The following is a 9,975-nucleotide window of genomic DNA, read 5'->3' on the forward strand; positions in this document are numbered from 1 at the left end:
ATGAATAGCATGGCGAATCAAGCTACCTCTAAAACTCAATCTACACAAGGAAAAGGCGAACTAAGGCGCGGGTTAAAATCTCGCCACCTTACAATGATTTCTCTCGGCGGTACAATTGGTACCGGACTCTTTCTTGCTAGTGGTGGTGTCATTCACACGGCAGGACCTGGCGGAGCTCTCTTAGCCTATGCGGCAATCGGAATTATGGTTTACTTTTTAATGACAAGCTTAGCAGAACTCGCAGCGTATATGCCTGTCACCGGCTCATTTAGCACATACGCAACAAAATTTGTCGATCCATCACTTGGCTTTGCACTCGGCTGGAATTATTGGTATAACTGGGCAATTACTGTTGCAGCTGAACTAGCAGCAGTTACATTAATTATGAAATTTTGGTTTCCAAATACTCCTTCTTTAATTTGGAGTGGTCTTTGTTTAGCTATTATATTTCTTTTTAATTATTTATCTGTTAAAGGATTTGGTGAAGCAGAGTATTGGTTCGCTCTTATTAAAGTAGCAACTGTTATTATCTTTTTAATTGTTGGATTTATGATGATTTTCGGCATTATGGGCGGCGAACCTGTTGGATTTAAAAACTTTACTGTTGCGGATGCACCATTTAACGGCGGCATCATGGCAATCATCGGTGTATTTATGGCTGCTGGTTTCTCATTCCAAGGAACTGAATTATTGGGTGTAGCTGCTGGTGAAACGGCTGATCCAGAACGTAGTATTCCAAAAGCAATTCGTTCTATCTTTTGGCGTATTCTACTATTCTACATCTTTGCCATTCTTGTTATCGGTTTATTGATTCCTTATACAACTGAAAGTCTTGCAGCAAGTGATGTAACAGTAAGTCCATTTACACTTGTATTTGAAAAAGCAGGTGTAGCATTTGCAGCTTCTGTTATGAATGCCGTTATTTTAACAGCTGTTTTATCGGCTGGTAACTCTGGTATGTATGCTTGTACTCGTATGCTTTGGGACTTAGCACGTCAAGGAAAGGCACCAAAATTTTTAGGAAAACTAAATAGTCGTGGTGTACCCGTTAACGCTTTAATTGCAACATCTCTAGTTGGATGTGCTGCTTTCTTAGCTTCTTTATATGGCGACGGCGTTGTATATGTTTGGCTATTAAACGCTTCTGGAATGTCTGGCTTTATCGCATGGGTAGGTATCGCAATTAGTCACTATCGATTCCGCAAAGCATATATTGCACAAGGAAAAGATTTAAATGACCTTCCTTATAAAGCAAAATGGTTCCCATTTGGTCCAATCTTTGCATTTGCACTTTGTGTAATTGTTATTCTCGGACAAAACTACGGTGCATTTATGGGTGAATCTATCGATTGGAACGGTGTACTCGTTTCCTATATCGGCTTACCTCTCTTCCTAGCAATGTGGTTAGGATATAAATTTACAAAGAAAACAAAAGTAGTGCCTCTTGATAAATGTGAACTATAAGTGATAAAGGTGAGCAAACATAGTGTTTGCTCGCCTTTTTTATTGGAATGAATCCTTACATTCAAAGGATATATTCATTTTCTGTCGAATGGTGTATTACATGTAAAAAATTCAACATAAAGAAGGTGCGACATGTTTGTAAATCTTCAAATCGAAACAGAAAGACTACATATACGACCTTATAGGATCTCTGATGCATCAGCCTTATACGAATTACAAAAACAACCTGAAGTAAATCTCTATATTCCAGAACCCATTTATTCTCTTAAAGAAATCGAAGATATTATTTACTGGAGCATAGACATGAATAAAAAAAACACTACAAACCATATTGCTAAATTTAATCTTTCTATCATAGAAAAATCTTCCCAACAGTTCATCGGCTATTGCGGTTTAGGTCCATCGGATTTCGAACCAACTTCAACTGAACTATATTACGCACTTTCGTGTAATGCATGGGGAAAAGGTTTTGCCACCGAAGCAACGTCTTCTCTTTTACAATATGCTTTTTCAACCATTGAAATCGAGACGATTATGGCCTCCGTCTTTCCAGAAAACAAAAAATCTATTCATGTATTAAATAAGCTTGGATTTGAATTTAAAGAAACTGTACAAAACTTGGAGGAAACACTTCAAGAGTATGAAGGTATGCTGTACTTTCAGATTACAAAGGCGTTATTTTTACAAAAGGCGGTATTAAAATGAACATTACCCTTGAAGCTGTTTCTACAGCGCAAAGAGAGATATTAAGAAACTTTTATTCGTTATACTTACATGATTTATCTGAATTCTCCCCTACCCTTCATCCAAATGAAAAGGGATTTTTTGAATTTGATGCTTTTGAACTTATTTGTAACCGGGAAGAGCTTTCCCCTTATTTCGTTAAATATGAAGAAAATATGCTGGGTTTCTCTTGCTCGCAAAATCACCATTCACAGCACCTGAGACAGATTACTGTATTAACGATTTTTTCCTATTAAAAGCATACCGCGGAAAAAAGATAGCAAATCAAGCAATTTTACAACTATTAAAACAGTACAAAGGAACCTATTATGTCATGCAATTAAAAAACAATAACACAGCGGTGAACTTCTGGAAAAAATTCTACCAAAAGAATGGGATAAAGAATCAAGAAGTTGAGAAAACAAGTGATAATAAGTTGTGCTTAACGCAAACATTTACAGTTCCATCCTTACTTTTCAAACCGTAACCTTTATACGCTTATTATTCACTGAGTCCCTTTCCTTTCCTATTCCTCATGTTTTTGCAATAATAGAATAAGAACTATAAACGAAAGTTGGGATTCCATGAACATTCGCGTAACTGATGAGGCAAAATCTGTATTACATAAATTAAACGTAAATAACAAAAGCATCGTACGTATTAGAGGCACGATGACGAATTCTTGCAGTATATTTGTTGATGTCGATTTAATTTTTGATGAATATAACTCAAATGAAGTTGTTTATGAAGACGAGCAAATCATCATTCAAATGGATGAGTTTACAAAAAACTATGTCGGCGATACGTTAAAGCTTGATTATAAAACGACTGGTTTTAGCATTACAACTCCTAGTGAAACACTTGTATATGGTTTATCGATAAAAAAATGAAGAGTCCCCCTGTTTCTTAACCGAAGCGTGGGGGATTCTTCATTATTCCCTTGTAGAATTTTTCTGAAATGACTTATTTCCCGGTGCAAACCAACCAATTAGTGCAATACCGACTAATACTCCATAGAAGATCAAAGTCCAAGCTGTACTGTGTGGAAAATCATGGTCTAAGACACCAAAATCGTCTAGCGGTGAATCTGGAAGACCCAGGGCAAGAGCAACCGCAGCTAGTATCGAATCGATTGCAAAAGCAAGGTCAGCTAATGCAATCTTTCCTACTGTGAACCAGTATCCTTTACCTGCCGATTCCTTTTCATCGTCCTTATGAATATTCTTATTGTCTTTTCCGAACCGTGCCTGAATGACATGCTTTAATCCTAGGTAAAGAAGATAAGCTGCTCCTATTGCTTGTATCTGCCAGACATTTGCAATAAATGAAATGGCAAAAAGAGCAGCAAATCGGAAAACGAAGGCCATAATGATTCCGTAATTTATAGCTCTTTTTTTCTGATCTTCGGGTAAATGCTTTGCTATCACTGCTAGCACAAGGGCATTGTCAGCCGATAACAATCCTTCTAATCCGATTAGAATTAATAGTGCCCAAGCATACTCTAGCCATAATGACTCCATCCACTTCTCTCCTTTCTAAAACGAAAAATTAGGTAAAAGCTTTACTAACAATAGAATTTCCCATTAAGCTATATGAAATCCTAAAACTTATAGCTAAAATATTTTGACAGTTACTTCTTTATCCTTTATTTGTTATAATTTCAACCAAAATCACCTGGAGATGTCAATTTTCTCGTTTTGGGGTATTTGCTTTTGTTAGCTTGATGGGCATGGGGTAATACACAAAGTATGTCTCGTAAAGGGAACTGTTACGATAACGCAGTGATTGAAAATTTCTTTGGGATCATGAAGTCCGAATTTCTATATCGAAAAGAATTTAAGCATATAGAACACTTTAAGCAAGAACTAGCAAAGTACATAGGGTACTATAATCATAAAAGAATTAAGGCAAAACTAAAAGGCATGAGTCCGGTACAATACCGGACTCATGCCCAAGAAGCTGCCTAATGAAATAACGTGTCTAACTTTTTGGGGTCACTTCATTTTCATCGACCTTTTTTTAAACGAACGACGAACCGTGGGCTCGGTGTCAGTCTTCGATTGCCTGGTAGACCATGGTCCAGAAGTCGTGGATAAGCCGTGCCGAATTCGGGACTGACAGCCCGACCTGGGTAAGCAGGATTCCGGTGAGCTGGTTGTCCGGATCGGCGTAGGTCGTGGTGCCGCTTCCGCCGTCCCAGCCGAACTGGCCGATGGGCGCGTAGTCGCCACGGTAGGTGCGCACCGCCATCCCGAAGCCCCAGCCACCGTGCTGCCCTTGGCCGAATGACACATGGACGTTGTTGGTGGCCATGGCGTTTCGAGCGGCTTGCTGTTCGGGCGTGAGGCGGTTGGTGGTCATCAGCTGGACGGCGGGCCGGGACAGGATCCGTTCGCTTTCGTGCATCCCATGATTCAGCAGCATCCGTAAATACGCGTTGTAGTCGTCGACGGTGGAGACCAGCCCACCGCCGCCGCCCTGGAACGCCGGAGGTTGGCTCCAGCGTCCCCCCTTGGCCTCGTCCCACACGATGAACTCTCCGGTCTGCGGATCGGGGGCGTAGAGGGTCGGCAACCGGTCGATCTTATTGGCGGGTACGTGGAAACCGGTGTCCTTCATGCCTAGGGGGGCGAAGATGCGTTCGCGCAGGAATGTTTCAAACGACTGGCCCGTGACCCTGGCGACGAGCACGCCGAGTAGATCGTTGCTGATGTGGTATTGCCAGCGCTCTCCGGGCTGGTGCATCAGCGGAAGCTCGCCAAGGCGGCGCATCCACTCATCCGGCTCGGGCATCGGCACCGGTAGATCGGGCGTGAGTCCCTTCTCGAAGATCGCGTTCATGATCGGAGTGCCAAGCGACGTAATATCCATGCCGAGCCCGAACGTAGAAGTCAGCAGGTCCCGTACGGTGATCGGCCGACGCGCTGGCACGGTATCGTCCAGCTGGCCGTCGATCCGCTTCAGCACCCGCCGGTCGGCGAGTTCCGGTAGCCACGTCTCAACCAGGTCATCCAGCCGCAGCCTGCACTCGTCGAGCAGGATCATTGCCGCCGCAATCGCAAGCGGCTTGGACGTCGAGGCCATCCGAAAGATCGTGTCCCGGTGCATCGGTGCACCACCATCATGGCGCATCGTGCCGAGCGCTTCGACGTGCGTCTGACCGTTCCGGCTGACTAAGGCGACGACCCCAGGAATCTTCCGGGAATCGACATGTCGTGCCAGCACGTTGCGCATTTTGTGCAGCCCTATTTCGGAGAAGCCTTTGTTACTTTGTCCCATCATGAAGCCCTCCTTTTTTTTCCATTTTCTGATGAACGAAAATCTTCTGTTGTAATCTTTTTCATTTGGTTTCCTTCTTAAGACAGTTGGCAACTAAGTAATTTTACTTAATAATTTTCTTCTGTTTCTCACGATCATTCTCAGAAATAATACCTTCTCCACCAATAAAGAGCCACTTTATAAATCCATTAAATGCCTCAGACTTGTTTGTAGCAGATTGAATGGTACGTCGTAGCTCTTCATTAGACGGCATCACAAAAAAAATAATCATAGAAATACAAAAGCAAAAAATGAAACAGTACTACTATTAATTAAGTCATTTCACTTGCTAAGCTCTCTTTGAGCTCTCATATAACTTTCCATAATATTTTGATAACTAGGAAGATGTTTAGCAAGTAAAGATCCAAAGCCTTCAACGTCATTTCGCCAGTCACGATGTAATTCTGCTGCAACGCTAAACCAGTTCATTAGTTGGATCCCTCCATGAGCCATACGCATAAGGGCAGCATCTGCAACTTGTTTATTAAAAGTCCCTGATGCATCAGTTACAACAAATACCTCATATCCTGCGTTTACAGCAGATAGTGCTGGGAACGCAACACAAACATCCGTAACAACCCCTGCAATTATTAGTTGCCTTTTACCTGTTTCTTCAATGGCTTTAACAAATTCTTCATTGTCCCATGCATTAATTTGTCCAGGACGAGCTATTTTTGGTGCACCAGGAAAGAGCTCAACCAATTCATGCATGAGTGGGCCGTTCGGTCCGTTTTCAAAGCTTGTTGTTAAAATAACTGGTAAATTAAAAAAATTAGCGGTATTAGCAAGAGCCATAACATTGTTCTTGAATTCATCAACACCATAGTCACGCACTAGGCTGGAAATAAGACCCGTTTGATGGTCCACTAAAAGAACAGCGGCATCATTTTTGGAAAGACGAGAATACAAATCAGACATTTTATAATCCCCCTTTAATGAATGTAATAGAAGAAAGCTCATATATCAGCAAGCTCACCTTTAACTTCTTCGTTTCTTACGATTATTTTCCTTTTATTGTTAAGTATTCATTTATTTCTCAACAAATGACCATCGAACCTTTAGATAATGAGTGATATCCCTTTGAAAAGGTACCGTACATCAAATTACACTTTTCAAGTTTTTCCCCCTCTCCTCTTCCGCATCTTCTATAAATCCAGTTATATATGTAAATTAAAAAATCTAAGTTTTTTTTCCACAATCGCGCCGATTATTAAAGATCATTATTCAAATCTTATTGAAGAAAAGCCCCCTTTAGTGTAAGTACATCTTTTCACATTTAATCTAAATCAAGCTCAAACTTAAAACCTGTAAGTTTAGCTTATCAAATACGTTTCATGAAGTCCTTTTTCGCTGGGCACATGAAACTGGACATATTTTAAAGAATCCAGTTGCAACAATATATTATGTCTTCTAGTTTGAATACCCTCTTTTTAACTTTAGTAATGAAAATAAGCCGATATTATGCAACTCTGTATAAAAAGCTGCATAATATCGGCTCTAAGGATTTTATACGTTATAGAAGATTAGCTTCTCGTTACATTAACAGAGCCTTTCTAATTAAAAATTATAGGAAAAGTAAATGTAACGAAAGCTGCCCAAAGTCCGTAGACCGGCAAATACTTAGTAACGGCATCTTGGATAGTTGAAGGTCCGGATTTATTTTGTAGAAAACGCATATAGGAGAGCATAATCCAAATTAGATTTGCCCAGATAAGTATGTTTACTCCTAAAACAGCAAGTCTATTAGGCGTAATCCCATAAGAAGAAAGTCTGAACACGATGGCTGACAAAGCCACACTGTCAATGATAAGCGCAAGAACAATTAAGGCAAAATTGATATAATCTGAAATGTTCTTTTTCTCGTCTGAGTCGCTCTCGGTAACGGAAAATATGGTAACGGCCAATACACCAAGGAGTATTCCGTTGAAGGCTATCAGAAAATTGCGGTCCAAGAATGGATTTTTTCCGACCCATATAACCGTTATAAGATAGACCAACAATGTGACTAGGACAAGAGGACTAAAAATTTTAGCTATATATGGTGTAATATTCTTAGCAAGTTTAAGATTCATTGATACCAGGTATGCAGCCACAATAGCGAGAGCGGCAGCACCAAATAAAACGACATTACTAAAATAGAAGTCTTCTATATCCAAGCCAACAAAGCTAAATAACTGCATGGTTAATGCTGCTAGTACCATTCCGCTAACTGCCATACTGGCGTAGAGAATACAATATTCCAAATTAAATTTAATATAGGCTAATCTTGTACTGCCTTTTGAATATTCATTTCCTGTAAATGCAAGCCCTACCAATACCCATAAGAATATGGGAAGGTGTAAATAAGCAAGGATAATACTGTCTTTATAATCTAATGGCAGCATATTAAGATAAAACCCGGAAATTAGGAACAACGCTGCAAGAGAATAAATAACACTTTTTTTCGGAGTATTATTGTAAACAAAATAGGCAGCAATAAAGGGAATTATACCAAAAGCCAGGTTAATTGGAGCAATTGCTTCCTGTTCGACAAAATGGAAAATGATCCTGGTGCTTATCCCGGCCAGAATGGCTAAAATGCCCATGAATAAGAAACCTTTTTGAAGCAAGGAAGATTTTTCTGTATTTGTCGTCTCCTTGAAATGCAATCTTTCATACCAAACGCCAAGAACCTGAGAATCAGGATTTTGTTCCCATGCGTGTGAGAATGACTTATTAAAAGTTTTCGGGTCTTTTCTATACATTCTCTCCAGCTCATGAGGGTTAGCAATATTTTCAATAATCAAATTGTTAATGTCCATAGTTATACCTCCCCTGATAATTGTTATATTAAGTTTCCTTGATTCACTTAACTATCTTCGTCACTTTTGTATTCTAAAATATCTCCAGGCTGGCATTCTAAAGCCTTACAAATTGCCTCTAAAGTGGATAATCGAATCGCTTTTGCCTTTCCATTTTTCAATATAGAAAGGTTCGCCATTGTTATTCCAACCTTCTCCGAAAGTTCTGTTACGCTCATTTTCCTTTTTGCTAACATCACATCAATATTGATTATAATTGTCATTGTTATTCACCTCAGACCGTTAAATCATTTTCTGATTTGATATTAATTGCTTCTTGTAAAAGTTTTTGGAGAACAGCCGCAAAGACTGCGATAACCATCGAAGCAAAAGGAACAACCAATCCGACAAAGATAACTCCTGGTGCGTCGTCTACTTCCGCAAAGATATAGAAGAGAGGCCAAACTAGCACATGCAAAATACTGATTGTGATGGCACAGTATTTGATTTTCTTTAAAGCTTTTACAGATAAATCGGAGAAAGCTTTATTTTTGTCAATATAGCGTAAGAGTTTGAAAGCCTGATACAAAGCAAAGTAAAAAGGTGTCGCCGATGCATCAAAAGCGATGAAAACGAGATATTTTATAAAAGCAAACTCTGGAAGCAATTTTGCTGCAAGATTCGCCATCTCAGGCACCAAAAAGATGCACAGAGCAAGAACTGGGACTCCTAAAAGAATAACGGCTATTTTTAAAAACAACGTTGTTACTTTTTCCATAAAAAGCACCTCACTTATTTATTCTGATTTTGATTTTAATATATATTTTATCGTTTTACAATAAATTTTTATTAATTTGAATAACATTTTTATTGTAGGTTTTTGTTTTAAGCAAAAATAAAAAGCATTCCTCATTAAAAGAAATGCTCTATAACTTTAAACCATTAAATTTATAACTTGTACAGCTAACCTGCCAGTTAGCTTAAGTATATTTCTTCATAATCTCCTTGCTATACTAACATATATCTCCAATCAAATCCCTTTAAAAGTACCCAAAATGGCCGCTTAGGGGTAGTTCAATACCACAGCTGCATCTATTTTATTTTTTACATTTAGAAGGTATTATACTCACAAACCTAGAAGGTAAAACAACATACTTTTTGCCAGGAGTGGTTCCATATAAAAATACTAGAACACGAAACGTAACAACCGTATATTGTAATTAGAGGTCCTCCCCCACTGTTTATTCACTATTCATATAATAAACAGGAGGATCCAACATGAAAAATGACAAATTATTTTTAGCTCTTTTAGAAATTGCAAATGCGAGTTTTAGCGGATGGGATTTTTCCTTTATTACAGAAACGGGTCGCATAAAAAATCAGTTACTTTCTTGGTCTTACGGAAGCATGGCTTTTTCGCTTATGCAACATGCTACTTCTATGCTTGATATGGGAACGGGCGGGGGAGAATTTTTATCCTTGTTACGCCCTTTTCCTCCTACTATTTATGCAACGGAAGGTTATGCACCTAATATTCCTATCGCCAAAAAGAAGTTAGAACCTTTAGGTGTAAAAGTTGTAGAGGTAACGGATGACAACGTCTTACCGTTTGATGACGGACAATTTGATTTCATTTTAAATCAACACGAATCCTACTCTGCTCCCGAAGTAAAAAGGACCCTTTCTCCGT

11 protein-coding genes and 2 pseudogenes are annotated in these 9,975 nt (G+C 39.3%); 6 read left to right on the forward strand and 7 right to left on the reverse strand.

Annotated features, from left to right (window positions below; translation table 11 throughout):
• The 4 genes from LOK41_RS24105 (at position 1) to LOK41_RS24120 (ending at position 3,077) form a co-directional block, all read left to right on the forward strand.
• On the forward strand, positions 1-1,464 hold the full coding sequence (locus LOK41_RS24105) for an amino acid permease (protein ID WP_241818627.1): 1,464 nt from the start codon (positions 1-3) through the stop codon (positions 1,462-1,464).
• A gap of 132 nt (positions 1,465-1,596) precedes the next feature.
• The gene (locus tag LOK41_RS24110) at positions 1,597-2,169 is read left to right on the forward strand and encodes a GNAT family N-acetyltransferase (RefSeq protein ID WP_241818628.1); all 573 of its coding nucleotides are present in this window, start codon (positions 1,597-1,599) and stop codon (positions 2,167-2,169) included.
• A gap of 208 nt (positions 2,170-2,377) precedes the next feature.
• Positions 2,378-2,674, forward strand: a complete 297-nt coding sequence (locus LOK41_RS24115; RefSeq protein WP_241818629.1) for a GNAT family N-acetyltransferase — start codon at positions 2,378-2,380, stop codon at positions 2,672-2,674.
• Positions 2,675-2,771: 97 nt separating this feature from the next.
• The gene (locus tag LOK41_RS24120; protein ID WP_174100661.1) at positions 2,772-3,077 is read left to right on the forward strand and encodes an iron-sulfur cluster biosynthesis family protein; all 306 of its coding nucleotides are present in this window, start codon (positions 2,772-2,774) and stop codon (positions 3,075-3,077) included.
• Between the two features lie 42 nt (positions 3,078-3,119).
• On the opposite strand, the gene LOK41_RS24125 is transcribed toward LOK41_RS24120, so the two are convergent.
• Complete coding sequence (locus LOK41_RS24125) at positions 3,120-3,707, reverse strand: TerC family protein (protein ID WP_241818630.1); 588 nt, start codon at positions 3,705-3,707, stop codon at positions 3,120-3,122.
• Between the two features lie 219 nt (positions 3,708-3,926).
• Here LOK41_RS24125 and LOK41_RS24130 point away from each other — a divergent pair.
• Positions 3,927-4,154 (forward strand): annotated as a pseudogene (locus LOK41_RS24130) (IS3 family transposase); the annotation flags it as partial.
• 82 nt (positions 4,155-4,236) lie between these two features.
• On the opposite strand, the gene LOK41_RS24135 reads toward LOK41_RS24130, so the two are convergent.
• The 6 genes and pseudogenes from LOK41_RS24135 to LOK41_RS24160 form a co-directional block, all read right to left on the reverse strand.
• Positions 4,237-5,466 (reverse strand): serine hydrolase domain-containing protein, encoded by a 1,230-nt coding sequence (locus LOK41_RS24135; protein ID WP_241818631.1) that lies wholly within the window; start codon positions 5,464-5,466, stop codon positions 4,237-4,239.
• 106 nt (positions 5,467-5,572) lie between these two features.
• Positions 5,573-5,704, reverse strand: a pseudogene (locus tag LOK41_RS24140) (Tn3 family transposase); the annotation flags it as partial.
• 83 nt (positions 5,705-5,787) lie between these two features.
• Complete coding sequence (ycaC, locus tag LOK41_RS24145) at positions 5,788-6,423, reverse strand: isochorismate family cysteine hydrolase YcaC (protein WP_241818632.1); 636 nt, start codon at positions 6,421-6,423, stop codon at positions 5,788-5,790.
• Between the two features lie 635 nt (positions 6,424-7,058).
• Entirely contained in the window at positions 7,059-8,306 is a 1,248-nt protein-coding gene (locus LOK41_RS24150) for a DUF4153 domain-containing protein (protein ID WP_241818633.1), read from the reverse strand.
• 47 nt (positions 8,307-8,353) lie between these two features.
• Positions 8,354-8,569, reverse strand: a complete 216-nt coding sequence (locus LOK41_RS24155; RefSeq protein ID WP_098359278.1) for a helix-turn-helix domain-containing protein — start codon at positions 8,567-8,569, stop codon at positions 8,354-8,356.
• Between the two features lie 11 nt (positions 8,570-8,580).
• Positions 8,581-9,063, reverse strand: a complete 483-nt coding sequence (locus tag LOK41_RS24160; protein ID WP_241818634.1) for a DUF2975 domain-containing protein — start codon at positions 9,061-9,063, stop codon at positions 8,581-8,583.
• A gap of 500 nt (positions 9,064-9,563) precedes the next feature.
• Here LOK41_RS24160 and LOK41_RS24165 point away from each other — a divergent pair.
• Positions 9,564-9,975 (forward strand): methyltransferase domain-containing protein (locus LOK41_RS24165; protein ID WP_241818635.1); only part of this gene is annotated, 412 nt, incomplete at its 3' end.

Origin of the sequence: Bacillus sp. TL12, from assembly GCF_022625245.1 — a bacterium.
GTDB lineage: Bacteria > Bacillota > Bacilli > Bacillales > Bacillaceae_G > Bacillus_A.